Source organism: Flavihumibacter cheonanensis, assembly GCF_022352215.1.
GTDB lineage: Bacteria > Bacteroidota > Bacteroidia > Chitinophagales > Chitinophagaceae > Flavihumibacter > Flavihumibacter cheonanensis.
Window position 1 is genome coordinate 709,052 of sequence record NZ_JAKRWF010000001.1, and the last position, 26,593, is coordinate 735,644.

Annotated in this window: 26 protein-coding genes, 1 other RNA gene and 1 pseudogene; 14 read left to right on the top strand and 14 right to left on the bottom strand. The window is 45.1% G+C overall.

All coding sequences use genetic code 11. From position 1 onward, the window contains the following. The first annotated feature begins 71 nt into the window (after positions 1–71). Genes MD536_RS03125 through MD536_RS03145 form a run of 5 tightly spaced genes read left to right on the top strand, consistent with a single transcriptional unit; the run spans position 72 to position 4,638 of the window. Positions 72–584 (top strand): class I SAM-dependent methyltransferase, encoded by a 513-nt coding sequence (locus tag MD536_RS03125; protein ID WP_239595726.1) that lies wholly within the window; start codon positions 72–74, stop codon positions 582–584. Continuing rightward, positions 559–855: a hypothetical protein gene (locus MD536_RS03130; RefSeq protein WP_239595728.1), complete on the top strand. Its 297-nt coding sequence runs from the start codon at positions 559–561 to the stop codon at positions 853–855. The genes MD536_RS03125 and MD536_RS03130 overlap by 26 nt, the downstream gene beginning before the upstream one ends. A gap of 51 nt (positions 856–906) precedes the next feature. Continuing rightward, the gene (locus MD536_RS03135) at positions 907–1,872 is read left to right on the top strand and encodes a polyprenyl synthetase family protein (protein WP_239595730.1); all 966 of its coding nucleotides are present in this window, start codon (positions 907–909) and stop codon (positions 1,870–1,872) included. 44 nt (positions 1,873–1,916) lie between these two features. Continuing rightward, positions 1,917–3,596: an APC family permease gene (locus MD536_RS03140; RefSeq protein ID WP_239595731.1), complete on the top strand. Its 1,680-nt coding sequence runs from the start codon at positions 1,917–1,919 to the stop codon at positions 3,594–3,596. A 13-nt stretch (positions 3,597–3,609) separates the two neighbouring features. Next, positions 3,610–4,638 carry a Smr/MutS family protein gene (locus tag MD536_RS03145; RefSeq protein WP_239595732.1) on the top strand — a complete coding sequence of 343 codons (1,029 nt, stop codon included), beginning with the start codon at positions 3,610–3,612 and terminating at the stop codon, positions 4,636–4,638. Positions 4,639–4,736: 98 nt separating this feature from the next. Here MD536_RS03145 and MD536_RS03150 read toward each other — a convergent pair whose 3' ends face one another. The 5 genes from MD536_RS03150 to MD536_RS03170 are packed head-to-tail and all read right to left on the bottom strand — an operon-like array spanning position 4,737 to position 6,962. Continuing rightward, the gene (locus tag MD536_RS03150) at positions 4,737–5,303 is read right to left on the bottom strand and encodes a dihydrofolate reductase family protein (RefSeq protein ID WP_239595734.1); all 567 of its coding nucleotides are present in this window, start codon (positions 5,301–5,303) and stop codon (positions 4,737–4,739) included. Between the two features lie 11 nt (positions 5,304–5,314). Continuing rightward, positions 5,315–5,809 (bottom strand): VOC family protein, encoded by a 495-nt coding sequence (locus tag MD536_RS03155; protein WP_239595736.1) that lies wholly within the window; start codon positions 5,807–5,809, stop codon positions 5,315–5,317. A gap of 6 nt (positions 5,810–5,815) precedes the next feature. After that, positions 5,816–6,160, bottom strand: a complete 345-nt coding sequence (locus MD536_RS03160) for a nuclear transport factor 2 family protein (RefSeq protein WP_239595738.1) — start codon at positions 6,158–6,160, stop codon at positions 5,816–5,818. Next, positions 6,160–6,453: an RNA polymerase alpha subunit C-terminal domain-containing protein gene (locus tag MD536_RS03165; protein ID WP_239595740.1), complete on the bottom strand. Its 294-nt coding sequence runs from the start codon at positions 6,451–6,453 to the stop codon at positions 6,160–6,162. The genes MD536_RS03160 and MD536_RS03165 overlap by 1 nt, the downstream gene beginning before the upstream one ends. A gap of 5 nt (positions 6,454–6,458) precedes the next feature. Continuing rightward, positions 6,459–6,962 (bottom strand): VOC family protein, encoded by a 504-nt coding sequence (locus tag MD536_RS03170; protein WP_239595742.1) that lies wholly within the window; start codon positions 6,960–6,962, stop codon positions 6,459–6,461. A gap of 106 nt (positions 6,963–7,068) precedes the next feature. Here MD536_RS03170 and MD536_RS03175 point away from each other — a divergent pair, with 106 nt between their 5' ends. Next, positions 7,069–8,049 carry a GlxA family transcriptional regulator gene (locus MD536_RS03175; RefSeq protein ID WP_239595744.1) on the top strand — a complete coding sequence of 327 codons (981 nt, stop codon included), beginning with the start codon at positions 7,069–7,071 and terminating at the stop codon, positions 8,047–8,049. Between the two features lie 5 nt (positions 8,050–8,054). Here MD536_RS03175 and rnpB read toward each other — a convergent pair. From rnpB to MD536_RS03200, 5 genes and pseudogenes are all read right to left on the bottom strand, one after another. Next, positions 8,055–8,447, bottom strand: an RNA gene (rnpB, locus tag MD536_RS03180) — RNase P RNA component class A. Between the two features lie 76 nt (positions 8,448–8,523). Beyond that, the gene (locus MD536_RS03185) at positions 8,524–9,624 is read right to left on the bottom strand and encodes a DNA alkylation repair protein (RefSeq protein ID WP_239595745.1); all 1,101 of its coding nucleotides are present in this window, start codon (positions 9,622–9,624) and stop codon (positions 8,524–8,526) included. A gap of 48 nt (positions 9,625–9,672) precedes the next feature. Then, a complete protein-coding gene (locus MD536_RS03190; RefSeq protein ID WP_239595747.1) occupies positions 9,673–10,407 on the bottom strand; it encodes an acetolactate decarboxylase in 735 nt (244 codons plus the stop codon). A 20-nt stretch (positions 10,408–10,427) separates the two neighbouring features. After that, positions 10,428–10,817 (bottom strand): annotated as a pseudogene (arfB, locus tag MD536_RS03195) (alternative ribosome rescue aminoacyl-tRNA hydrolase ArfB); the annotation flags it as partial. 52 nt (positions 10,818–10,869) lie between these two features. After that, entirely contained in the window at positions 10,870–11,799 is a 930-nt protein-coding gene (locus tag MD536_RS03200; protein WP_239595750.1) for a CPBP family intramembrane glutamic endopeptidase, read from the bottom strand. A gap of 136 nt (positions 11,800–11,935) precedes the next feature. On the opposite strand from MD536_RS03200, the gene MD536_RS03205 reads away from it, so the two are divergent. Beyond that, on the top strand, positions 11,936–13,501 hold the full coding sequence (locus MD536_RS03205; protein ID WP_239595752.1) for an amidohydrolase family protein: 1,566 nt from the start codon (positions 11,936–11,938) through the stop codon (positions 13,499–13,501). Positions 13,502–13,517: 16 nt separating this feature from the next. Next, on the top strand, positions 13,518–14,897 hold the full coding sequence (locus MD536_RS03210; protein ID WP_239595754.1) for an amidohydrolase: 1,380 nt from the start codon (positions 13,518–13,520) through the stop codon (positions 14,895–14,897). Between the two features lie 6 nt (positions 14,898–14,903). Here the strand turns inward: MD536_RS03210 and plsX are convergent, their stop codons facing one another. The 3 genes from plsX to MD536_RS03225 are packed head-to-tail and all read right to left on the bottom strand — an operon-like array spanning position 14,904 to position 16,661. After that, entirely contained in the window at positions 14,904–15,845 is a 942-nt protein-coding gene (gene plsX / locus MD536_RS03215; protein ID WP_239595756.1) for a phosphate acyltransferase PlsX, read from the bottom strand. Positions 15,846–15,879: 34 nt separating this feature from the next. Then, positions 15,880–16,074 (bottom strand): 50S ribosomal protein L32, encoded by a 195-nt coding sequence (rpmF, locus tag MD536_RS03220; protein WP_239595758.1) that lies wholly within the window; start codon positions 16,072–16,074, stop codon positions 15,880–15,882. 26 nt (positions 16,075–16,100) lie between these two features. Next, positions 16,101–16,661 (bottom strand): YceD family protein, encoded by a 561-nt coding sequence (locus MD536_RS03225; RefSeq protein ID WP_239595760.1) that lies wholly within the window; start codon positions 16,659–16,661, stop codon positions 16,101–16,103. Between the two features lie 268 nt (positions 16,662–16,929). Between MD536_RS03225 and MD536_RS03230 the strand changes: the two genes are divergently transcribed. From MD536_RS03230 to MD536_RS03245, 4 genes are all read left to right on the top strand, one after another. Further along, entirely contained in the window at positions 16,930–18,000 is a 1,071-nt protein-coding gene (locus MD536_RS03230) for a saccharopine dehydrogenase family protein (RefSeq protein ID WP_239595761.1), read from the top strand. Positions 18,001–18,047: 47 nt separating this feature from the next. Beyond that, entirely contained in the window at positions 18,048–18,953 is a 906-nt protein-coding gene (locus MD536_RS03235) for a DUF1338 domain-containing protein (RefSeq protein ID WP_239595763.1), read from the top strand. A 106-nt stretch (positions 18,954–19,059) separates the two neighbouring features. After that, the gene (locus MD536_RS03240) at positions 19,060–20,106 is read left to right on the top strand and encodes a sensor histidine kinase (RefSeq protein WP_239595765.1); all 1,047 of its coding nucleotides are present in this window, start codon (positions 19,060–19,062) and stop codon (positions 20,104–20,106) included. Positions 20,107–20,195: 89 nt separating this feature from the next. Next, the gene (locus MD536_RS03245) at positions 20,196–20,975 is read left to right on the top strand and encodes a LytR/AlgR family response regulator transcription factor (protein WP_239595767.1); all 780 of its coding nucleotides are present in this window, start codon (positions 20,196–20,198) and stop codon (positions 20,973–20,975) included. A 196-nt stretch (positions 20,976–21,171) separates the two neighbouring features. Here MD536_RS03245 and MD536_RS03250 read toward each other — a convergent pair whose 3' ends face one another. Beyond that, positions 21,172–24,405 carry a ligand-binding sensor domain-containing protein gene (locus MD536_RS03250; RefSeq protein ID WP_239595769.1) on the bottom strand — a complete coding sequence of 1,078 codons (3,234 nt, stop codon included), beginning with the start codon at positions 24,403–24,405 and terminating at the stop codon, positions 21,172–21,174. 73 nt (positions 24,406–24,478) lie between these two features. On the opposite strand from MD536_RS03250, the gene MD536_RS03255 reads away from it, so the two are divergent. Then, positions 24,479–25,861, top strand: coding sequence for a glycosyltransferase (locus tag MD536_RS03255; RefSeq protein WP_239595771.1), 1,383 nt, complete (start codon positions 24,479–24,481; stop codon positions 25,859–25,861). Beyond that, complete coding sequence (locus tag MD536_RS03260) at positions 25,809–26,591, top strand: DUF5602 domain-containing protein (RefSeq protein WP_239595773.1); 783 nt, start codon at positions 25,809–25,811, stop codon at positions 26,589–26,591. Before MD536_RS03255 ends, MD536_RS03260 begins: the two co-directional genes overlap by 53 nt. Positions 26,592–26,593 lie beyond the last annotated feature (2 nt).

The window sequence follows — 26,593 nt, forward strand, 5'->3', positions numbered from 1 at the left end:
TTGTTCTTGATTACGATCAAGAAATGAAATGATCTTACTACCCGATTTTTGGAGCGTACAAAATGCTACTAATGATGAATGAAATGGAACTAGCCAATTACTGGAATAGCAATGCACCTGCCTGGATTGAACTTTCAAGAGCAGGATATGATATTTACCGCGACTATCTGAATACCCCTGCATTTTTCAATATCCTGCCAGTTATTAAAGGGTTAAAGGGAATTGATATCGGCTGTGGGGAAGGGCATAATACCAGGTTGTTGGCAGCACAGGGAGCTACTCTGGATGCCATTGATATTTCTGACCTGTTTATTGAAAGCGCCCAACAAATGGAAAAGCAATTTCCGTTAGGGATTAGTTACAGTTTTGCAAGTGCGACCAGGCTTCCATTTGAAAATGACAGCTTTGATTTTGCTACTTCTTTCATGTGTCTGATGGATTTACCTGATCAGGAAAAAGCAATAGCTGAAGCTTACAGGGTACTTAAGCCGGGTGGTTTTTTCCAGTTTTCGATTGAGCATCCCTGTTTCAAAACGCCGTACATGAAAAAAGTACAGCATGCGCAGGGGGGGGATCAGTTTTGAGATTGGCCAATACTTTAAAGGTTCAGATGGGGCAATTGAGGAGTGGATATTTGGTGATGCGCCGGAAGAGTTAAAAAGCCGTCTGCCAAAATTCAGCATACCCAATTTTCATCGCACATTGAGTTGGTGGATGAATACCCTAATATCGGTTGGTTTCTCTATTGAGCAAGTGCATGAACCATACCCCGACGAGGAAACTGTCCTGAAGAAACCCGCATTAAAAGGAGCTAGAGAGGTGAGTTACTTTTTACAGGTGAGATGCAGAAAATAGTTGGATGATCACCTATTAAACACCTATTTTAGCCCTTCGCAATTTATAGGTATGCAATCATTCGAACAGCTTTCTTCCCAATTCAGTAGTTTTTTTAACCAGGCACATTTTCCAGCACAGCCGGAAAGCCTTTATCGTCCGGCGGAGTATTTCCTGGGACTCGGAGGCAAGCGCGTGCGGCCGGTTTGCTGCCTCATGGGGAATGAACTGTTTGATGAAATCCTGCCCGATACCTGGCAGGTGGCCACTGCCATTGAACTGTTTCACAATTTCACCCTGATCCATGATGATATTATGGACAAAGCGCCCCTGCGTCGCGGACTGGAGACCGTGCACATCAAATATGGGGAACCTACCGCGCTATTAGCCGGAGATGTGATGCTGGTGGTTGCGTACGATTATCTCAACAAGGTCAAATCACCCCATTACCACCGGCTGGTTTCTCTATTTAATACCACTGCCAAAGAGGTGTGTGAAGGCCAGCAGTTGGATATGGATTTCGAAAAACAGGATACTGTTTCCCTGGATGCCTATCTCCACATGATCGAACTCAAAACCTCCGTGCTCCTGGCCGCCAGTCTCAAACTCGGCGCCATCCTCGGCGGGGCAGGAGAGGGCAATCTTCATCATATCTATGAATTCGGAAAAAACCTGGGCATCGCTTTCCAGGTACAGGATGATTACCTCGATTGTTTCGGTGATCCGGCCAAATTCGGAAAACAGGTTGGGGGCGATATTCTTTCCAATAAAAAGACTTTCCTCTTAATACGGGCGCTGGAAACTGCCCAGGGCCAAGACCAGCAGGACCTGCAGGCGCTTTTGCAATCCAACCCGCCTGATAAAGTGCAACAAGTCCTGCGTATCTATAAAAATACCGGGGTCGACCAATGGGCGGTGCAACTCAAAAATGAGTTCATGGAGAAAGCATTGCAGCACCTGGATGACATCGCCGTACTCAGTAAACGCAAGGAACCCCTCCGCCAACTGGCGCATTTCCTGGTGCAACGCGATTACTGATCAACAGGAAATCCCTATATTGGCCCTTTAAAACCTAACGCTGCATGTCGAATTCTTTTTTCCGGAAAAAGTCGATTGAGAAAATTATTGCGGATCACGAACAGGGACTGGCCGATGACCACGGTCAGGGTGGCATGCGAAAAGTGCTGGGGGTGCGGGATCTTACCCTGATGGGGATCGCTGCTGTAATTGGTGCCGGGATCTTTTCCACTATCGGTGCGGCAGCATATAATGGAGGTCCGGGTGTGATCTTTCTTTTTATCATCACTGCCATTACCTGTGGTTTCACAGCCCTATGTTACGCTGAATTTGCTTCCCGGGTACCTGTATCCGGGAGTGCTTATACCTATTCTTACGTAACTTTTGGTGAGCTTATCGCCTGGATCCTGGGCTGGGCCCTGATCCTCGAATACAGCATCGGCAATATTGTGGTGGCGATCAGCTGGAGCTCCTATTTCAAAAATATCCTGGAGAATGTTTTTGGATTTGATCTGCCTGATCACCTGAGTGTCGGATACCAAACCGCTAAGCATGCCTACGAAGCAGCCCTGGCGGAAGGCAAACCGGTGCAGGATATGATCTACGCAACCGCGCCAAAAATTGCCGGGATTCCCTTCATTATCAACCTGCCCGCCTTTGTCATTGTGGTACTGGTAACCATGCTGGCCTATATAGGGATCAAGGAAAGTAAGAACACCGCCAATTTTATGGTGGGATTAAAAATCGCTGTACTGCTCCTGATCGCGGCTATCGGGATCTGGATCATCTTTACGGATGACCTCACAGGTAACTGGTCGCCTTTCCTGCCCAACGGCATGGCAGGAGTGCTTAAAGGAGTGTCTGCGGTTTTCTTTGCCTATATCGGTTTTGATGCCATCTCCACAACCGCAGAGGAATGCCGGGACCCGCAGCGCGATATGCCCCGCGGTATGATTTATTCGCTGATCATCTGTACGGTGATTTATGTAATCACTACCCTGGTGATCACCGGCCTTGTAAAGTACGAGAATTTCAAGGGTGTTACGGATCCCCTGGCATTTGTATTCGACAGCATCAACATGCAGAAGCTGGGTACCTTTATTTCCATCTCCGCGGTGGTAGCCGCCACCAGTGTGATGCTGGTTTTCCAGATTGGTCAGCCCCGGATCTGGATGAGTATGAGCCGAGATGGATTGATGCCCAAATCCTTCGGTAAAATTCATAAGAAATACCAGACACCCTGGTTCGCGACGATTATTACCGGATTGGTGGTAGGTATTCCTGTCTTGTTTGTGGATGACCTGCTAATGACGGATCTTACCTCCATCGGTACATTATTCGCCTTTGTGCTGGTGTGCGGAGGCGTGCTGATTCTGCCTCGTATGGCGAATAAACCCGGACGGTTCAACCTGCCCTATATCAATGCGAAGTTTATCATTCCGGTAGTTGTATTACTGTTTACGATTTTGTTCTGGGAGCGGATACAGCTCGCCGTTAGTAATATCAACAATGAAGGGTACCAGGAAGTGCTGTTCCTCGTGTTTATGGTAGTGGCCTGGCTGATTGCCGTATTTTCTTTTATCCGCAACTATTCCCTGATCCCGGTACTGGGCATGCTCTGCTGTTTGTACCTGATGATAGAGATTCCGGCCAAGAGCTGGCTGGTATTTTTCGGTTGGATGGCAGCCGGGCTGCTGATCTATTTCCTCTACGGGTATCGCAAGAGCAAGCTGGCGGGAAGTTGATTATCTTTGCGCCATGAAATTTGAAGTGGGCGATAAAGTAGTAGTGCGACTTACCAATGAGGACGCGGAAGTAGTGGAAGTCATCAATGAACGGATGGTGATGGTTAATGTGCGGGGTGTGAAATTTCCTGCCTATACCGATCAGCTCGATTACCCGTATTTTAAACAATTCTCCAAGCAAAAGCTGGTGCCGGAAAAAAAGCCGGTTCCCAAAACCTATATTGATCAGGTTCCAACGGAGAAGATCAAACAATTGCCCAAACGTGATCCCAACGGAGTTTGGATTACGTTTATCCCGGTATTTGAGCAGGATGATTTTGGGGATGAAGTAGTGAGCCTGCTGAAAGTCCATCTCCATAACCAGAATGATGAGGGATACGCGTTTACCTATAAACTGAATTATTTCGGGGAGCCTGATTTCGAGTTGAAGAACCAGGTATTGAGTCACCAGGATTTTTACCTGCACGATATTCCCTTCGCCAACCTGAATGATTCTCCCTCTTATCATTTTGAATTCCAATTGCTGACACCGGTTAAAAACAAAGCGCCATTTTATGAGGCTTCTTTGAAACTGAAGCCGAAGCAATTGTTTCAACGCATCCAGCAGTTGCAGGAGAAGGGGGAACCAACTTTTTCGTACCAGTTGTTCAAGACCTATCCCGATAAAGTAGAGGAGGAGAAAATGGAATTGGGCAAGCTGGCTGCTGCCGGTTATAAAGTATATGAAGCTGCGAAGGCCCGGCAACATTTACCTCCTGCCCGTACGGTGGTGGATCTGCATATCGAAAAGCTGACAGACAACTGGAAGAATATGAGCAATGCAGAGATCCTGCAATTCCAGGTGGATGAATTTGAAAAATATTATGAGCTGGCACTGGCACATTACCAGCCCATGTTAACGGTGATACATGGCCTTGGTTCAGGCAGGCTGCGTGATGAGATACACTCTCTGCTGCGTCTCCGCAAGCCGGTAAAGTATTTTGTGAATCAGTATCATCCGAATTATGGGTATGGGGCGACGGAGATATATTTTCAATATTAGGAAGTGAGACGTGAGACGTGAGATGTGAGACGTGAGATGTGAGAAGGGTATGGAGGTTGGATGACGGATGAGCATTAAGGGTTTGGTGAATTTGATTTTTAGGTTCGCGCATAATGGGCGATGAGAACACCGGTTGATGTGGTTAGAACGTTTTCAAGTCTAAAATTAATAGGTGGAGCTCCGGTACCAAACAGACGCTTACCGGTTCCTAAAATTAAAGGATGAATTTTAAGGCGAAGTTCATCAACCAAATCCTGCTCCAGTAATAATTGAACCAACTGACTGCTGCCCCAAACATGAATGTTGGGTCCTCCGGAGTTTTTCAGTTCCATTATTGCCTCAATACTATTGATGAAACTGGTATTCTTCCATTCGGACTTATTTCTGGTGTTGGAATAGACGTATTTTTTACCGGAATTAATTCTCGGCCAGAAGTCGGCATGATAGGGCCAGTAATCTTCCCAGATTTCAAACGTTATTCGTCCCAACAGATAGTCCGCAGCTTGATCCAATTCCTGCCTCACCACTTTACTGTAAACATCATCACCAAAGGGCCTGGTCCATCCACCATGAGTAAATCCATTGGAAAGGTCTTCTGCTGGTCCGCCAGGAGCCTGCATTACTCCGTCAAGGCTGATCATTGATAGTGCTATTATCTTTCTCATATCGCGTATAGTTAACCTACACTTTCATACGCCCTTTTCAATTCCTTTATATCAAATTTTTTCATTTTGAGAAAGGCCGCCGTTACGCGTTGAACTTTGGTTGAATCAGGGTCGGACATATAGCGGGCAAGAATAGAAGGTACAATCTGCCAGGAAAGGCCGAATTTATCCTTTAACCAGCCACAGGGACCTTCTTCGCCTTCAAGGGTCAGGTTATTCCAGTAGTGATCAATTTCTTCCTGGGTATCGCAATTGACCACCACAGAAATGGATTCATTGAAGTTGAATTTGGGGCCGCCATTGAGTGCCATAAACTGCATATCATTCAGGGTGAATTCAACTACCATAGCAGTGCCTTCCGGCTTTTTGTGGAATTCAAAACCTTCCTTGCCATAGCGACTGATTTTTCCGAGGGAGCCATTCCTGAAGATGGACAGATAATAGTTGGCGGCCTGTTCGGCCTGGTCGTCAAACCATAGGCAGATGGACATTGCTTGTGTTTTCATATCCGATTATTTAAGTTGAATGCAATAGGAGGTGATGGATTGAAGTTTTCCTTGATCGTTAAACAGGTATATATCGCAGCCATGAACAAACGAAACCCGCTGGCCATTCCGAATGAATTCTGCTGTTCCGGTAACGGCTATTTTATTTTCTTCTTTTATAATTTGATGTACTTCAAATTTCGTAGTAACAGTTTTGAAATAGGCGGCTACGTCAGTACAATGTTTGATAATTTCCTCTTTGCCAGTATAAGTAGCTTCTCCCGGCACTGCCCAACAGATGTCCTCAGCCAAGTATTCATAGGTTGAATCAAAATTTCCTCTGGAAAAGGCAGTTGCGATTGCTGATTTCATCACGTTGTGGTTTTAAAATTTAAACCTTCCTGTTGGAGGGCCTTTTTCAGTTTTGGTAAGGAAGAGGGGCCCATCCCGTGCAGTTGGAGTATTTCTTTTTCTGTGTATCGTGCCAGTTCCCTAACTGAATCAATCTTGGCATTTTCCAGCGCTCTTCTTGCCGGTGCACCAAGTTCAGACATAAATCCACCTTGCGGTTTTCTTTCTGCCTCACAAACCGGGCAGGTGGGACAGTCACTTGATTTGTAAAATGAATGCCCATTAAAACATTTTTTAAGATGCAATTTTGCCATGCAATTTATTTTTTCATTTCCTCCACTGCTTTTTCACCTTGCTCAGTAATACCCATGATTTCTGTCATCACGCCAATTTCCTTCCGGGTATCAAAAAATACAATTTTTGCAATTGGGGTATCGAAGCTGCTGATGACTGGGTAACCCCTGCTCACATAGTCTTTGATGACTTCCTCTAAATGAATGATAGATGTACTGAAGGCGATATGCTGCACTCCGCCTGATGGATGCTCATCGATAAAATCCTGGAAAACACTTTTACCGGATACCGGCTGAATGAGTTCAATAAAACTACCACCAGAATACGCCATGGTTAATAGGTTGATCGCATCTGATGCTTCTCCGTAATAGGTGGCGGCATAATCTTTTAAGTGAATAGTTGTAGTTTCCGAAAACCTTTCCAGTCCAAGCATTGTCTGAAAATAGTGTTTCGCTTTTTCCAAATCCTTTACTACCCAGGCAATTTGAGTGAATTGAAGTTGATGTAGAGATCGATCTGGTTGTTTCATAATCTAAAATTGATTCAATCTAGCCTATCTCAACAGTCGGAAATACGACATTTTGATGGGTTGATCGCGACAAGCAATCCAACTAATTTTGAGTAAATTTCAGATCATGAAACATGTATCCATCCTGATTCCGAAAGGCGAGCCCAGTATTGTCAACATCATGGGTAGTTATCAGATGCTGGCCGCCGCCAGTGATACCTATCAGCAACAAACAGGTGCACCACTGTTTGAATTCGATCTGGTTGGATTTGCTCCATCAACTACCGGTAGTCCTGGTTCTGCAGTTGTACTGCCCACTAAAATGTGGCAGGAAATTGAGCAAACGGATCTGATTATCATTCCTGCCGTACATCAGGATCCGCAAACGGTTATTAATCAAAACCAGGAATTAATTTATTTCCTTGAAGAACAGTATAAAAAAGGAGCAGTTGTTGCATCGCTATGTATTGGTGCTTACCTGTTGGCTGCAACTGGTTTGCTGAATGGGAAAGCCTGTTCCATTCACTGGCAGCATGCGAATTATCTGAAAGCATTGTTTCCAAAAATCCAGGTGCAGGAAGAGCGTATCATAACAGAGCAGCAGGGGGTCATTACCAGTGGAGGAGCTTATGCATTCACCAATCTGATTTTGTACCTGGTGGAAAAATTTGGGAGCAGAGAATTGGCAATTGTAATTTCAAAGCTCTTCATGATTGACCTTGATAAATTAAAGCAGTCGGTTTATTTTATGTTTATGGAGCAGAAAGATCATGCAGATGAGGCAGTTCTGCAGATCCAGGAATACATTGAACAACATTATGCGGATCGGTTTACGATTGATCAACTCGCTATGAACCACAACCTGGTGAGAAGAACATTGGAGCGGCGATTTAAATCAGCCACAGGCAACTCCATCATAGAATATACACAAAAAGTGCGGGTGGAATCTGCTAAGAAAGAACTGGAACGCGGACGCAAATCCATTTCAGATGTGATGTATGATTGCGGCTATACTGATTCCAAAGCCTTCCGGGACGTGTTTAAAAAACATGTAGGAATCAGTCCGCTTGAGTATCGGAAGAAATACACACAGTATCTCCCACTGTAAGAAAAAAAATCTTCTCTCCTGTAAGCCGGATTCTGTTCCAGGAGCCGGTTTCCCGGTTTCCTGGTCGCTGCCATTTATCTGGCCGCACCATTACTGGGGCGATCTATCTGCCTACCCTCCGGCGTGAACGCATTGCTGCTTTCTTGAACGGGCCGCTCTCAACCACCGGTATACATGGCATTTCAGCATACAAGGTTTACCCGCATCATTCATTACTGAAGAATGCCGTAGGCTCTTACCCTACATTTTCACCTTTTCCCTCTTGCAAGGGTAGTTATTTTCTGTGGCACTGTCTGTGAATGGTTACCCACCCCCTGGCCGTTAGCCAGTGTATTGCCCTGTGCTGTCCGGACTTTCCTCGATACGCCAAAGCGCACCGCGGCAGCGCGGAGAGAAGGGTACGAAGATAGGAAACAAAGGAGACAAAGGAGGCATGGAGGCGTGAAACAGGAAGAGGGGGAATGGAGGAGGGAGTTACAGGATCAACCGGAACTCAACAGGTTCGGTTTCCTTACCATTGACGATGATGCTGAGTCGCTGGATGCCGGCATAATAAACACGGGTGGTGATGGGGCGGAATGCATGACTGCGGGATACTTCAATGGAACTGTTACCCGGAATTGTTTTCTCACTGATCTTGAACACCTTCTTGCCATACTGTCCGTTTTGGCGGAGAAAATACAGGGCGTATTCCAATCGGGTCAATACCGGTTTTTTGCTCTTATTGCTAACTGTAAATTCCATAGTGAGGGACTCACCCATACGAAGTTTATGGCTGTGCTGCAGCTGGCTTACTTCAAGATGGCGGGCATCCAATCCGTGTAAAGACAAAATAGCTGTATCGCCTTTTTTCAATAAAGTGCGACAAGCATGTTTGATCAGGGCATCTGTTTCAAGGGATATCCCCTTCCATTTATGCGCAACTTCCAGCACAATGCCTGGATTGTCTTTGGCGATATCATTCAAATGATTGGCCACACTCCGGCGAACATATTCAGATGGATCATTGCGTAAATTCTCCAATAAAGGTAGTGCGGGGCGAGGATCTTTCTTGAACGCTGGTAAGGCGATCGCCCAGGGCAGACGTGGCCGGCTTCCTTCAGAGGCTAATCGTCTTACATGATGATTGTCGTGTTTGGACCAGGCAATCATTCTTTTCAACATGGCATCCGGATACCGAATCAGAAAAGGCCGCACTGCAAACTCGCAACTGGTGATGGGGGTGATTTTTTCAAAGAGCATAACCGCCTCCTCAAAATGATCAATACCGTAGCGCTCCACATAATCGGGTAAAAACATCAGAGCCAGGCTTCCATTGGGAAAGTGGAATCCATTCAGTTGTTCAGTTAACTTATCAAGCAATTTTGCCGCCTGGGTAAAATCTGCAGGTAACTCACGGTGCAGTATATCCGCCGTATGCCGCATGCGATCCTTGAGTTCTTTTTGCTGCCAGTCGGGCGACTGAATCTTTTTACTAAATCGTGAAGAAGAAAAAGAAGGCAGAACAGCTTTCACCTGCTTGCCAAATGCCTTGTAAAATTCTTCGGAATAAATGTCCTTCAATAACGTGCTCATGGTGTAAAAATAGTAGAGGAATTGACAACCCTATGTCAGTAGTCAAATTCAATATTCGGTATTTGTGTTTTCTATTGGTAAATACAACTTAGCGGATCCGCTCTTCAACCTAACTTGATCAAGATGTCCCATTTTTTGGCGATCGCTTGTGATCAAATGCAGGTGCAAAAATGTATCATGATGTGTGAAAATTGCTTTGTGCTCTGTAGAAAAAAATCCAATTATATCAACAGACTGATTAGAAATTACATAATTGACATTGCCCTGGTGAGCATCCTGTGGTGAACGAACAGTGGCTCCCTTAGGAAGATTGACAATATGAATACTCGCCTCCTCAGCAATGCCGGAGAGCTTGAACAGAAAGGGGCGTGGCGCTTGTTTGGTTCGTTGATCTAAATAAACTTCCAACTCCTGTATTGTTTGAATAGAAGGCGGCAACACTATTTCCTGCCATGCTGGTATTTGTGCATAGCCGAAAAAAGGAGCTTTTAGGTTAAAAGTTTCCTCCACACGCATGGCTGTTTTAGAAATCACAGTTGATGTATAAGACTTGCCATCGATTATCAGAATTTCACCCGATAAATATTCAACAGGACCTATTCCATACAAGTGTTGTTTGTTTGCAATGGTATCCAGCAAAATCTTTCCTTTTAGCTCTCCTTTCCACATAACATCCTTCATCTGTCCGACCAATTTTACCTGGCCCGGACGAGCCTGCGCTAAACAAGAAACAAAAGATACCTGAATCAGTAAAATCAATACGAAGCTGAATAGATACTTCATGTGATGAAATTTTAGAAGGATCAATCCCAACTCCCGGGACGAATCTTTTTTCGGGTAGCTTTTACGGTACCTTTCTGCTTTTTGGATTCGATGCGCTTTTCGTGGACGGCTTTGGAGATTTTGGTGGCGATCCGGGCTTTCTTTTTAACCAGGGCTTTTTCTAACAATTCCTGGAATTTGCGCAGCACGCGTTCTTTGTTACCGGATTGAGAACGTTCTTCCTGGGATTTTAATAAGATGCTGCCATCTTTATTCAGCAGGTGTTGTAGCTTTTGCAGCACCAGTGCGCGCTGCTCTTCACTTAAGGCAACCGAACCGGAAGGAATCCATCGGCCCTGAACCATGGTTTCCACCTTGTTCACATTCTGTCCGCCTTTGCCACCGCTACGGGCAGTTTGAAATTCTATTTCCTTGCTGATATCAGGTGCCATCTCGCAAAATTATGGCAAATAAATGAGGCGTTTATTTCTTCCAGTACAAGGCAATAGAAGCTGCCAGTTCCATCATCCAGGCAAGTCCCAGGTGTACTACAATGCCCCCGTAAATGGATTGTGAATAACAAGCAAAAATGCCAAGCAGCAGACCGCCAAAATAAGAAGAAATACATTCCAGCAGGGGTTTGCCAAAATGAATGGAACAGTAAAACACCGCCATCGGTAAAATAGCAGCCGGACCAATATAGCGCGATAACAAAACAACCAGGAATCCTCTAAAAAACAATTCAATGGTAAAAAAATCAGTACCATAGGCAAGTTGAAATCCGATCTTTTGCCAGAGCGTTGGAGCGGGATCTGTACTCAATTGCAATAGTTTCATCTTGGGATAGGTCTGCAAAAAATCCGCCTGTGTAGCTGCGAAACTTACCAGGGGAACAATTACTGCCAGCATAATCAGATAGGGTGTCCAGTTAACGCCTGCCAACTTTAAACCGGTTGCAGCAGTAAACCCGGTCAAGCGACCATAAAGTATTGTATAGATCAGGATCAGTATACTAACAGTTACCACTAATCGAATCGGCCAGTTGATTAAAACATTCATACGATGACCTTCAATACCCGGGCGGGCTGCCTGCACCCATTCCTGCCATCCGCCCATACCTGATTTCAGGGCAAATACCAGGGGAGCCAAGGCAATTATCGAGACCAATGCAGGATTCCAGTTGAAACCCGGAACCAATATCCAATATAGGAGATAGGGGAGGGTAAACGCCAATGCATATACGAGATAAAATCCAAGAACGCGTTGTGGCCTGGATGGTAAGTTATAGATCCACTGTTTCTCCCAGCCAAAGTAATAATTGCCTGTGATCAACAGCGCAGTTAATAATGTGCAAATCAGGAAATGTGGTTTGTTTAATTGTGAAAAATATTCTGAAATATAATTGAATAACATGTGGTAAATCAGTTCAGTATTTTAATATAGACTTGCAATAATTATTTCATATATTCAAGAAACGTAATTTATAGCTGGTAAGCATTCCACAAGTTAAGGCAGATCTGACAGTAGCATCTTAAATAAGATGTTGAGTATGAAAAAATTGTTCAAATCAGTTACCAAACCGATCTGTTTATTAGCCGTTGTATGCCTGCTATTGTATCAGTCAGGCTTTGCCCAAACCACTTATGATATTGTCATTATTAATGGCAGAGTGCTGGACCCGGAAACCAAACTGGACGCAGTACGAAATATTGGAATCAACGGGAAGTCAATTGCTATCATAACCAGTACTCCTATAAAAGGAAAAAAAACGATTGATGCAAAAGGGTTGGTGGTTGCTCCTGGCTTTATCGACTTGCATGCACATGGTCAGACTATTGCTGCGGACCGGATGCAGGCTTTCGATGGGGTCACTACTGCTTTGGAACTTGAATCGGGTATCCTTCCTACGGCCAATTGGTATCAAACGCAGGCAAAAACCGGGCGGGTACTAAACTATGGCGCTTCGGCTGCCTGGACATTTGCCCGGATTGCTGAATTGGAAGGCCTTAAGCCGGAAGCAGATCTCCTCTGGTTTCAGAAGGCGTTTTCACTTAACAAATGGGTTAACGATGCAGCTAGTCCCAATCAGGTGCAGCGGATCGTAGAACAGATTGAACAGGGACTGAAAGAAGGTGCAATTGGAATTGGAATCAATGCCGGATATGCTCCGGGAGGAGGGTACAAGGAATTACTGGCTGTTCATCAACTGGCTGCCAGGTATAAAGTGCCCTGTTTCACTCATATCAGCGGCGATTTTCCTGATGATCCAAACAGTGCTGCAGAATATGTGGGGCAAATCATTTCTTTTGCTGCTGCTGCTGGCAGCCAGGAACATATATGCCATATTAATAGCAGTAGTCTGCGTGATATCCGGACAACCCGCAACATGTTGTTGACTGCACAGAAGAAAGGCCTGCCAGTTAGTGTGGAAGCATATACATACGGAGCATCCAGTACTACTATCGGGGCAGCATTGTTTACGGAAGAAGCGAGACGAAGAAAAAATATTAAAGCTTCTCAAATCGAACTAAACGGTGTAGCACTGAGTGAAGAGCAGTTTCAACAGGTACGCAAGGAAACTCCTGGAAATGTCATTGTGTTTAAATTTTTAAACATGCCGGAAGAAGCAGCAGTATTGGATGAGTCGGTACTTTTTCCAGGAGGAGCCATTGCAAGTGATGCTATGCCCTGGGTGGATAAACAAACCGGTGGACCGATCGATGACAATCAATGGCCATTACCCGCCAATGCGTTTGCCCATCCCAGAAGTGCCGGCACTTATACACGGCTACTTGCACATTGGGTAAGGGAGCGCAAAGTCATCAGTTTACTGGAAGCAGTTCGTAAATGTTCTACTATTCCTGCACAGATACTGGAAAAGTCAGTGCCACAGATGAGAAAAAAAGGTCGACTGCAAAAAGGAATGGATGCAGATATCATTGTTTTTGATCCTGCTACAGTAAAAGACAATGCAAGTTTTACGGAACCCAATCAGGTCTCCAGTGGAATGAAATATGTATTGGTGAATGGGGTACTGCTAATTGAAAAAGAACAACTTAACCTGCAGGCGAAACCAGGGCAGCCCATTCGGCGGCCGATAGTAACTACCAACTAATTCAAATGATTTTTTTATGCGTTTTTTCATCCGGCTTTTATGGGTACTAATTGCAATGCTCTTTTTTCTCAATGCTCCGGCACAAAAGAAAAAAACAACTAAACCAGCAGCTGCAGACAATCATTTAACTCAACTAAACAAGTTGGTGGAATCCGATTCCGCAAAGCTTGTAGAGATATTTAAAGACATCCATGCCAATCCGGAACTGGGCTTTACGGAAACCCGCACGGCAGCAATTATTGCCAGGGAATTGCAGGCAGCCGGATATGAGGTAACAACAGGTATTGGTAGTACAGGAGTGGCAGGCATATTAAAAAACGGGGAAGGTCCTATTATCATGTGGAGGGGTGATATGGATTGTAATGCTGTAAAGGAAACTACCGGTCTACCGTATGCGAGTACAAAAGTGGTGAAACGGGACGATGGAACTGAATCACCCGTTATGCATGCTTGTGGGCATGATGCACATGTAACCTGGTTGATTGGCTTGGCCCGGGCCATGGCACAAATGAAAAATGCCTGGAAGGGAACCTTGATCGTTGTAGGGCAACCAGCTGAAGAAACTATCTTAGGAGCAGAGGCTATGGTGAAAGATGGGCTCTATACCAAACATGGCATTCCCGAACCAGATTATTTATTGGGCATGCACAGTGCCCCTATACCGGTAGGTGTAGTTGCAGTTGCAAGTGGAGTGCGCATGGCGGGCACAGATCAGATTGATGTGGTGTTTAAGGGGATAGGTGGACATGGAAGTAATCCTCAATTGAGCAAGGATCCTATTGTGATGGCAGCTGCTGCAATTATGCAGTACCAGGTAATTGTGAGTCGGGCTGTTGATCCTCAAAAGGCAGCAGTATTAACTGTAGGCAGCGTACAGGCGGGTAGTGATAACAATGTTATTCCCGCAACTGCACTGGTTAAAATCAATTTGCGCTGGTTTGATGAGGCTGACCGAAATCTGATGATTGAAGGAATCAAAAGAATCAATGAAGGCATCGCGCACAGTTATAACCTGCCCAAGGAATTGTATCCTGAAATGAAGATGAAGGGATTTGCATATCCGTTGAACAACGATACGGCACTTACGGCAGCTGTTTTTGCCGGTGTACGAAAATTGCTTCCAGATAAGCAGATTCTACGTGAAAACCGGTTACCAGCTATGATGGGCTCAGAAGATTTTCATCACCTTGTAATTCATAATAAAAGAAATGTTTATTGCTATTACAATGTAGGCATTGCGAACCCGGATGTTTTTGCACAGGCTATTAAGGAAGGGAAAGCACTTCCCTTTAACGCGCACAACGGTGATTTTCAGGTTGATCTGGCTGGTATTCCATTGGGCACAAAACTGGCTATTCTGGGTGTATTAGAAGCCTTTCAGCTAACAAAAAAGTGAAACAAATCAGGATTTGAAGCTTTCCTGCATAATCTGCAGTAAGTTGCTGTTGATCATTTTCTCCGCCAATGTAATCATGTTGGAGAAGGCTCTGGACTGAGAGATTCCATGGCCAATAATTACTGGTTTATTCACACCCAAAACAGGGGTGCCACCGTAGTTTTCAAAATTGAAGCGATCGAAATAGTCGTGGTGAATGCCTTTGCGATCAGTGATCTCATAAATGGATTCTGCCAGCTTCAGGATAATGTTTCCGGTAAAGCCTTCGCAAACCATTACATCTGCTTTGTCCAGCAATACATCGCGGCCTTCAATATTACCTACAAAGTTGATCGCGGTATTTTCCTTCAATATGGGGTAGGTAGCCTGGGCCAGTAAATTGCCCTTGCCTTCTTCTTCGCCGATATTGATCAGCGCCACCCGGGGATTTTCAGCTCCCAAAATATGCTTTGCATACAATGAACCCAGCAGTGCGAACTGGTTCAGGTTTTCCGGTTTGCAATCGGCATTCAGACCCACATCCAGTAATAAGCCGGTACCACCATTTTCTTTTGGAATAATGGTAGAGATGGTGGGTCTTAAAACACCTTCCATCGCTTTGAGGGAATACACAGCACCTACCAGCATCGCTCCGGTATTACCGGCACTGATAAAGGCATCAATTACCCCTTTACCGAGGTATCCGAATCCAATTGCAATGGAGGACTGCTGTTTTTCTTTGAGCGCTTTGGTAGGATGTTCATGCATCCCGATTACTTCAGGTGCATGCACAATTTTAACCGCTTCCAGGGGAATATTGTATTCCTCCAGCAGCGGTTTTAACTGGGCTTCGTCCCCGAATAAAAACAGGTTCGCCGGAGAAGTCGCGCCAGACAGGTACAGTTGCAAACCTTTAACCGCTTCTAACGGTGCAAAGTCTCCACCCATCATGTCCAGACCGATTTTCATCTCCGGCAAAGCGTTTGTATTGTATACAGGTTAATTACTTCTTGATGGGCGATTTTTCGCTCACCAGCTTACCCTTGTAGAACAATTTTCCTTCACTCACATGAGCACGGTGACGTACATGCAGTTCACCAGTAGCGCTATCTGTGCTGAGTGTAGCGGCTGAAGCCTTGTAATGCGTTCTTCTTTTGGCACTACGTTGCTGTGAATGTCTGCGTTTCGGATTTGGCATCTCTCAACAATTTATAAATACAAAAATCAATTATCCAGGTCTTTAAATTTTTCCAATCCTTTCCAGAGTGGATTGGTACTCTCTGATTCTTTCGCTTCGCCGGTTTCCATCTTCTTCAATATGGCCAGGGCTTCCTGGTTACAGTAGGGATGGCTTCCCGCTTCGGCCGCGTCACACATGGTTTGCATGGGTAAACTCAACAGTAAGAATTCATAAATCCAGTCTGCTACATGCAAATGGCTTTCGCCTCTTGAGATGTAGTACACATCCGGATCTTCTTCCTGCTCATTCATCTCCTCGGGGTTATCTACCAGTTTCACCACTATATTAAACTCATCCCACAGATTCCACGGTAAACTGTTGCTCCCACATCGATCACAAACCACTTCTGCCTTTCCGCCGATCTCGAACTTCAACAACATGAATCCGTTCTTCTTATCCAGCGACAGTTTCACCTGCGCGGCGCAATTCCTGAATTCTGTTGACTGGTACGCTTCAAAAAAGCGGTCGCCGATTTCGTATTGGTATTCATGAATCCCGGGCTTCAGTCCCACAAAAGCGATATCAAATTCCCGTCTGCTACTCATGACTACCTTTTTAAAAGGTTGGCAAAGGTAATAAAATATTCCAGATTAAACGGGAAATTTTTAAAGGAATCCCGTATTTTCGTCGGCGTATCCAAAAGTACATTTTTCACAGGCATGAATGCACGTATTAACATATTTGGTGCTTACCTGGCCTTCCTCCGGTCTGCCTGTGCCAATATTCCCTGATCCCTGAGCGCACTTCGCAAGTTCCCCTTTTATTTATTGTTTTCACTGATTTCCATTAATTCATACATTAAACTTCCTTCTAATGAAGAATGTTGCTGTTATTGGTCTCGGTAAGGTTGGTTCCCTCGTTGGGACCCTGCTGAGCAATGTTTTCACAGTTACCGGTCTGGATCGTCAACAACCGGCTACTGAAGTTCCTTTTGCAGTAGTTACTGGTTCGGTAAATGATGCCGAACAACTGCGTTCCTTCCTGGCTGATAAGGATGCCGTGGTTTCCTGTTTGCCTTACAACCTGAACCTGCCGGTGGCCCAGGCTGCACATGCGCTGGGTATTCATTATTTCGATCTGACAGAAGATGTGCCTACTACGGCTGCAATTCGTGAAATGGCTAAAACTTCCAAAGGAGTGATGGCTCCTCAGTGTGGCCTTGCACCCGGATTTATTGGAATTGTAGGTGCAGATCTTTACAATCGCTTTACAAAGCTTCGCGATGTGGAACTGCGGGTGGGAGCGCTTCCCCGTTATCCAAACGGCCTGATGGGCTATTCCTTTACCTGGTCGCCCGCTGGTGTGATCAATGAGTATATCAATGATGCTGAAGTGATTCATAATGGTCAGCGCAAAATGGTACCCTCCCTGGATGGTATAGAGATGATCAATATCGAGGGACAGGAATTTGAAGCATTCAGTACATCCGGCGGTTTGGGCACTATGTGTGAAACCCTGGCTGGTAAAGTGGATACCCTGAACTACAAAACCATGCGTTATCCGGGGCATGCCAAGCTGATGCGCTTCCTTTTATATGAACTGATCCTGAAAGAAAAGCGTGAACTGGTTGAGCAAATCCTGACGGAAGCCAAACCTCCTGTGCGGGAAGATGTTGTATATGTGTACGCGGTAGTGGAAGGATGGAAGGGTGAGCAACTGGCCCGTGAAGAATTTTACCAGGCCTATCATCCGATCCTGATTCATGGTAAAGAGTGGAGAGCAATCAGCTGGACAACTGCTGCTTCTGTGGCTGCTGTTGTTGAAATGGTAGCGAATGGCACCCTGCCAAAACAGGGTTTCATTAAGCAGGAAGAAATTCCATTTGATGCCTTCCTCAAAACCAAAAACGGATCGCTGTACCTAAACCACGAATCCGCGAAATAAACTTACCTCACCCGTCCGGTGCCACCGGACGGGTAAAATGTTGAACTATGACAGAGTATAGTGCTTTAGAACAAGTACTGGGCGGACTCATGCGCCGCTACCAGGAAAGGGTACCCGATGTGCAGGGTATTATTGCCGCCATGGTGAAAGAAGGGCTGATTGAAAATGCGGATGATATTGAGAATGATCATATTGCCTTCAGAACCATGGGTGTTCCTCATTTAGGTATCCAGTCGCTGGAAAAAATCTTCCTGCACCTGGGATACAAACGGATGGATCATTATGTGTTCAAGGAGAAAAAGCTGGACGCCTACTGGTATGCCCCACCGGCTCCTCAGTACCCGCGTATTTTCATCAGTGAATTACGCGTGCAGGAGCTGAGCGCTACCACACAGGCCATCATTCGTTCCTACACAGATGAAGTGACCAGTGATCCGGTGGATGCATTGGACCTGAATGATGCAGTTGCAGTGGATCAATTCCTGCACAGTGGGCTCTGGCGCACGCCTACCTATGCTGATTTCCTCGAACTCGGCAAGGAAAGTGAATACGCTGCCTGGGTTATCTATAACCGTTATTATTTGAATCATTTTACTGTGAGTGTACATAACCTGCCGGAAGAATTCAATCGCCTGGAGGCGTTTAATGAATTCCTGGAGCGCAATGGTTTTGTATTAAATGATTCGGGAGGCAAGATCAAGGCGAGTCCGGATGGTTACCTGCGCCAGTCTTCTAATGTTGCCCGCAAAGTGGAAGCACAGTTTGCAGGAGGGGAGACCCATCTGATCGCGGGTTCCTATGTCGAATTTGCCGAGCGTGGGGTGCTGAAAGAATTCCAGCATTTACCTGCTGACCAGATTCGCAGGGAACATCGGCGTGAAGGATTTGAGGCCGGTAATGCGGATAAAATTTTCGAAAGCACTTACAGTGCGCAGACGAGCCGGGTGAATTAATCACAATTCAACCGGCAAAAACTGCAATTCATCGTTAATCCTGCAACTTTGTACCATCTGACTTTGGACGATACCCCCAATGGGTTATCTTGAAAAAAAAGTCTGGATGTTGAACAGTATGGCCTTCCTGAAATATTCCAAAAGTGAAAGGTGGATAGCAGTGCTACTGCTGCCACCTTTTGCTGTTATAGCGAATATTTTACTCTTTGGGAGCCGGTATTTCCAGTCTTTATCCGGATTTCTGACGGCCACCCTGATTACACTGGCTGTAATTTTCCTGGTGTATGTTTCCTGCGGCATGGTAGCTGTTATTTTTTTACATAAGTATCCCAAGTACAGCCAAACCTTCAAGCGGATTGGTTTTAGTTTAATTGCCTATATCTTAATGATGGCAGCAGGGGTAAGTCTATTGTTTTGGGGCTATGATTACCTGGGTTTCCTGGGATTTACTATGGATTACAAAAGTTATTTCTGGACCCTGATGATTGGTTTTGCCTGTAATTTGCTGGCTACCAGTTTCAATGAGGGAGCTACTTTTTACGAGAAATGGAGGGTACTGGTGGATGAGGCAGAACAACTAAAAAAAGAAAACCTGCAAAGCCAGCTGGAGGGACTCAAAGGGCAGGTAAATCCACACTTTTTGTTCAACAGTCTCAATTCCCTATCCAGTTTAATTAGTGAGGACCCGGAAAAAGCAGAGAAATTCCTGGATGAAATGAGTAAGGTGTACCGGTATATGTTGCGTACAAATGAAGATGGGCTCACCACCCTGGAAACGGAATTACAATTCATTCAAAGTTATTTCCATCTGCTCAAAACACGCTATGGCGATGGCCTTGATATGGAACTGAAGATCGATGAAAAGCTCCTGCACTACCTGATACCTCCACTTACGTTGCAGATCCTGGTGGAGAATGCGGTTAAGCATAATATGATCCTGCGCGATAGTCCGCTTGTAATACAATTGCTCACTACCAATAGTCGCAAACTGATTGTCACCAATAACCTGCAACGAAAAAACCGGATGGTTTTTTCCAACAAAGTGGGACTCAATAATATCCATAACAAATACCGGCTGATGAAGCAGGAGGAGATCCTGATCCGGGATGACGGGAAAGAGTTTGCGGTAATTGTACCGCTGATTCAGCCGTGATTTACAGTTCATGCACTGATTTTAGCAACTAATACGCTTCTTATAACAGAGGCGGATGGGGCATATTATTTTTGTGTAATATCGTTTTTATGAAAGTACTCATTGTAGAAGATGAAGAACTGGCAGTAAAAAAGCTGCAGAAGACCCTGCAATCTGTGACAACAGACGCGGAAGTGGTAGGTATTACGGATAGCATTCGGTCTTCGGTTAAGTGGCTGCAGGAAAATCCAACGCCGGATTTGATCCTGATGGATATAGAACTGGCAGATGGACAGAGTTTTGAAATCTTCGACAAGGTGGAGGTAAATACAACAGTCATCTTCACCACTTCCTATGATGAGTATGCGTTGAAAGCTTTTAAGGTGAACAGCGTAGATTACCTGCTTAAACCGGTGCAGAAAGAGGACCTGGAAGCAGCCCTGGACAAATACCACCGCATGAAAAAAATGCTGCAGGGTACTGAGCCTTCCGGCAATCTGAATATGGATAGCCTGGTAAAAGAACTGCAGCAGCGATTGCAACCCAAAGAGTTTCGGAAACGTTTCCTGGTGAAACAGGGGCAAAAACTTGTTAGCGTGGAGGTGGATGAAATTGCATATTTCTATAGTGATGGCCGCGTCAACTTTTTCAAGACCCAGGATAACCGAAAGTTTATTGTAGACTATACCATGGATGAACTGGAAGCCATGCTCGATCCGGATCGTTATTTCCGGATCAGTCGCTCATTTTATGTTTCCATCGAAAGCGTAGAGCAGATTCATGATTATTTTGGTAATCGTCTGTTGTTGCATTTGCAACCTGTAGTGGACAAGGAAGCAATTGTAAGCCGGGAGAAAGTGACAGATTTTAAGAGGTGGATGGGGAAATAGGAAAGGAAGAAGGAGGAAAGGAAGAGGGAGGAAGGGGATACAAAGGAGACCGGGCCACCTTAGGCTTTGCGAACTTAAAATCTCAAATTGTTGGGTAGGATTTTTTTGGACCATTCTTCCATTCCTCCAGTCTCCTTTGTTTCCCGCTTCCAGTCTCCTTTGTCTCCCGTCTCCTTTGTCTCCTGATCCATACGTCTCACGTCTTCAGCCTCATCTCCAGCCGCACCAGGGTTCCTGTATTTTTTTCAGATAAAATTTCAAGGTTGGCATTGATGGCGGCAGCTCGACGTTTCATATCAAGGATACCGCGGCCCTTGGCTACGCCGGATGTATTGAAGCCTTTACCATCATCCTGGATCAGCAGTTGCAGTTTCTGTTTGCGCAAGCGTAATTGTACCTGGATATTACGAGCACCGGAATGTTTCACTGCATTGGTGATTGCTTCTTTATAGATGGAAAGCAGTTCATAACGGTGTTCCATATCTGAATGTTTATCCTCGATATGCGGATCAGCTTCAATTTGGATATTGACATCATTAAAGGATTCCTGTTCCAGTGCGAACTGTTTCATCCGCTCAAGGGTTTTCACCATCTGGTCATTCTGCGGATTTATACTCCAAACCATATCATACATCGCCTGTGTCATGCGGTTGCTGGTTTCACTAATCTGGTGAATATAATCCCGCGTACGCTCATGGTCCTGTTCAATTTTATTTTTCGCGAGTTCACTTGAAATATTAATGCTGCTAAGTGAATTGGTAAGATCTTCTGTTAAACTCGTTGCTATCCGGGTCCGGATACTTTCTGTTGCTCGTAGCTTTTGCATCCGAAGGCGGTCGAGCCAGTAAAGAAAAGCCAGCAGAATAAATACCATCATCGCCATAAACCAATAAGATCGCCAGAAAGGAGGGCGAACCAAGATGGCCAGACGGGTAACGGCTTCTGACTCCTCACCATCACCATTAACCGCTTTTACCAGGAAGGTATAATTGCGATAGGGAAGGTAGTTATAAATAGCCTGATTTCGGGTGGAACGAACCCAGTCTTCATCGAGTCCCTCCAATTTATGATAATACGTAAGTTGTCCGTGTTCCAGGTATTGAAGCGAAGCATAATCGATGGTAATAGAATTGTTTCGATGATTTAATTCCAGGCGTCCTTCCCGCATGATTGAATCGTAATTCAATCTTTTGTTCATTACTTTCAAATCAGTGATGGTTACCTGAGGTGGGCGGGTGGAATGCATCACCTTATCAGGATCAAATACCAGGAAATTATGACCGGTAGTAAAGGCAAGCAGAGAATCACTGATACGATAGGCGCCACCGGAAGTAAAATTGTCAAACTGAATACCGTCTCTTCTGTCAAACACAGTAAAGGAATTCTGGGAAAGATTCCAGCGGCACAAACCATCCTGCAAACCTATCCATACACGGCCTCTTCTGTCAATTTGCAGGTAAGATGCGGAATTGGATGGAAGCCCGTCATCTGCAGAAATAATCCGGTGCGTCATACTACGTGTATTCAGTACCGTTAGGTTGGCGGTAGCCAGCAGCAGCAGGCTATCATTATACCGGATGATATCAGTAGGAGAATCGTTCCCTGTTTTCCAGCCGCTTTCGGAGGAGCGTTTAATATGATGAAGGATAACCCCGGTAACCGGGTCAATATGATAGGTGCCCCAGCCAAGTGTACCAACCCATAAACTACCATCCCAATCAATATACAATTTATGAACCAGTCCGATTTCATGTATAAGTTCATATCCTTTAGTGGGATCACCTCCCGATTTTTTAAAATCCCATTTGATCAGACGTCCGCCCTGGGTACCAAACCAGATATTTCCTTCCCGGTCTTCCACCATTTGCCGGATGGTTCGTTCTTTGAAAATAGCCGGTTGGTCATTTCGCACAGAGCCAGTTTTAGGATTGTAGGTTTTTAAAAAACCTCCTTGTTCACCTAAAAAGATCAAGCCGCTTTTGCTGTGTTCCAGGATACTCCAAACAGTCATAGTATTCTTCCAGGGATTGAAAGTAACCGGCAGGTCCAGTGGCCGAAACTGCTTATCATAGAGATACAATCCCGCTCCCCAGGTGGCTACCATGAGCTGGCCATTTTTTAATTGTTGAACATGTTCAACCGGACCGTCCTGTACATTTTTTTCTCCCGGCCTTACGAGGTAATAGGCATTAAATGCCTGGGCTGTTGGATTGAATAAAAACAGGCCGTCTGTAGTTGCCAACCAAAGATTTTCTTGTCGGTCTTCATATGCCTGCAGACCTACATCAAACCGAAATTTTTCTGTGTAAGGGGCAGTCTGATGTACAAACTGAAATCGTTGTTGTAAGGTGTCAAACTCAGCAATAAAGGGCAGCCCATACACCCAGATCGTTCCGTTTTTTTGTTGGGACATACCTCTGTATTCATGATAGACTCTTGGAATGTAAGGTCCAATATAATGGCGGGTCTTTTTGCCCGTATTGCCATCGTACCAATAGAAATAAGGAACCGGATGTCGATAAGGCCAGTGAAACAGTGCCAGGCTTTTACTATTGTGAATGGGTTCAATTCCCTGGATATTATGTATGCCTGCAAAGCTGTCGATGATTGGGTCCCTGGACCGGTTGTTCCCGGGGTAGGAGAGTCGTTTCAGATCCGGTTCGTATTTGACCAACCCCGAGTCGCATCCCAGCCAGAGCACTTTACGATTGGCATCCGGTTGAAAATAGAGAACGGTCCAGTTTGCAGGAAGCGTTACCTCCCTGCTGATTGGCAGGAAGCGCTGTTGGCTTTCATCCAGGCGGAATACGCCTCTTCCAATCATCAGCAGGTAGAGGGTTCCTTTCCAGTCCTCCTTAAAGATAGAGGTATGAAAAATATTCAGTGATCTCGGAGGCATTTCAGCTTCTACGTCCTTATAAGTGAAGCGTTCATTGTCAAACAGCCCAATTTGGTTTTCTTCATTAATAATCCAGACTCTGCCTTTTGAATCGCAGAACATGGTGGCCAGGTTATTGGAAGGAATGCTTTTGGGCTGGTTTGGATGGTGTTTGAAGGTGATAAATTCCCTGCCATCAAATCGCTGCAACCCATTGGTAGTGGCCAGCCAGATATATCCTTTTTTATCCTGGCCAACCGCATTCACATGATTGGATACAAGTCCGTTTGCCGTACTGTATTGTGTAAAAGAATACTGCCTGGCCTGTTGTGCCAGCAGGGATGAGATGCATCCTGCAAAAAACAGCAGTACTGAAAGGAGGGATTGCTTCAACATTCGTTTGTTCAGGTACTCAAATATACTCCGGTGAAAGGTACCAAAAGGAATGCCTTTACTAATATGCCAGAATTCTGGATGGATTGATGAATTCTTTGGATCAGTTGTAATCAAGATAAGCTGGTAACAATTGGGTGCAAGTTTTTGCGGTTTCATGCAGCAAAGCCTTTCCCTGGGGCTTACAGCAATTTAATATTGCAGACGCTTTTAATAACCTTATCGATCAGCTATGATAGTATCAACCGGCAGGAAGATTCTGTTTGCGAATGTACCGGCAGACGGGCATTTCAATCCACTCACCTCACTGGCAGCCCATCTGCTGAACGAAGGATATGAAATTGCATGGTACAGTTCTGAGTTATACGAAGGAAAAATCCGGCAACTCGGTATTCGCTTTTTCCCTTTCCGGGAAGCATTGGATATCAATGTGCAGAATATTGATGTGTTGCTTCCGGAGCGTTCCAAAAAGAAAGGCAAAATCGCGCAGCTCAATTTTGACATGCAGGAGTTTTTCATCAAAAGAGGGCCGGAATATTACCTCGATTTACAAGCAGTATATGCTGAATTTCCTTTTGACCTGCTGATAGCGGACTGTGCATTCATGGGTATTCCCTATGTGAAAGAAAAAATGAACATTCCGGTGCTTTCAATTGGTATTGTACCACTGGTTGAAACTTCCCGGCAGCTTCCCCCGATGGGCCTTGGACTAACACCTTCGAATACCTTTCTGGGAAAGTTGTTTCATCGGTTCTTGCGATTCCTGGTACTGGATTTTCTTTTTCAGCCCTCTTTCCGGTTAATGCATTCACTGTTGGAGCAGCATGGCATTGAACATGGAAACCAGTATCTCTTTGACATGTGTATTTCAAAATCCGATCTCTACCTGCAAAGTGGTACACCCGGGTTTGAATATGAGCGCCCGGATTTGAGTGAGCAGATACGGTATATAGGTCCGGTTTTACCTCTGAAGAAATGGAAGAACCGGGAACCCTGGTACGATGCCAGGTTGTCCTCTTACAACCGGGTAGTGCTCATCACGCAGGGCACCTTTGAAAAAGATGGTTCCAAATTGCTGGAACCGGCCATTGAAGCATTAAAAGACAGCAACTGCCTGCTGGTAGTTACTACCGGTGGTTTTGGTCGCGAGGCACTGTTGAAAAAATACAGCGCTCCCAATATTATCATTGAAGATTATATCCCTTTTGATGAAGTCCTGCCTTATACTGATGTATATGTATCGAATGGAGGATATGGTGGCGTACTGCTATCAATTCAACATGGAGTGCCCATGGTAGTTGCAGGTATCCATGAGGGTAAGAATGAGATCAATGCAAGGGTGGGATATTTCGGCCTGGGCATCAACCTGAAAACAGAACGACCCAAACCTGGAAAGATTCGTGCAGCAGTTGAAGAAATCCTGCAGCAGGAAAGTTATCGCCAGCGCGTGAAAGAAATGTTGCGGGAGTTCCTGCAATACCAGCCCCAGGCACTAACGGCCTTGTATGTACGGGAACTGATATTGAAAAATTCATTAACCATTAACCATAAAAACAACCAACATGAAAAAAAGAGCAACAAAGCTGCTGCTACTGGCAGCGATTATCGGATTTAGTGCCTGTAGTAAAGACAAGGACGAAAAAGGCGGAGTATTCAAAGGTCCGCAGGTCGCCTTTCACGGAGGCAAAGCTCATTCGTTTATCCAGGTAGGAAAGGATGGCAAACCAGAAAAAATGGGTATCTCAATCAATGACCAGGCCTGGAATAATTTACCGGTTGGTGGTGATCAGGGGCATAATCATGCCAACAGTGTAACCCTTCCCTTGCATGCAAATGCGGAACTGGCTACTCCATTCAAACATATCGGACTGGATTGGAATCCTGCAGGACATGAACCAGAGAATGTATATACCAAACCTCATTTTGATTTTCACTTTTACATGATCAGTGAAGCAGAGCGGTTGGCCATTCCTCCATATGAAACGAACCCGACCGGATTTGATAACCTGCCCGATGCAGCTTTCCTGCCGGCAACTTATATCGCGCCTCCTGGTGGAGTTCCTCAAATGGGAAAACATTGGCTGGATGCAACGGCACCAGAGTTAAACGGGTCAACTTTTACGGAAACATTTATCTATGGTTCCTACAATGGGAAAGTTAATTTCCTGGAACCAATGGTAACCAAAGCGTTCATTGAGCAGTCAAATCTCTTTGAAAGGGCGATTCCTCAACCGCAGAAATTTAAAGTGGCTGGTTTTTATCCCACCAAAATGAAAATTACGCGCGTAGGCACAAGCCGGGAGATCACACTTGAAAACTTTGTGTACCGCGAAGCAAGCAATTAAGA